The sequence below is a fragment of the Stenotrophomonas sp. SrG genome, from assembly GCF_050031795.1.
GTDB lineage: Bacteria > Pseudomonadota > Gammaproteobacteria > Xanthomonadales > Xanthomonadaceae > Stenotrophomonas > Stenotrophomonas rhizophila_A.
In genome coordinates, this window is record NZ_JBNBBE010000631.1 from 1 (window position 1) to 250 (window position 250).

Annotated in this window: 1 pseudogene; it reads left to right on the top strand. The window is 70.4% G+C overall.

What is annotated here, in order from left to right:
• A pseudogene (locus ACQG3P_RS21125) lies at nucleotides 1–250 on the top strand (DNA topoisomerase I); the annotation flags it as partial.

Sequence of the window (250 nt, forward strand, 5' to 3'; positions counted from 1 at the left end):
ATCGAAGCCTTCATCGCCCGCGAATATTGGAGCATCGATGCCCCCTGCGCGCCCCCCTCGCAGCCGTTCAATGCCCGCCTTATCAAGCTGGACGGCCAGAAGTTCGAGCAGTTCACCGAGACCGACGGCGACACCGCCGAGGCCGCGCGCCTGCGCATCCAGCAGGCCGCCCAGGGCAACCGGCACGTCCCCGACGTGGCCAGCAAGGAGCGCACGCGCCGCCCGGCCGCCCCGTTCACCACCTCCACGC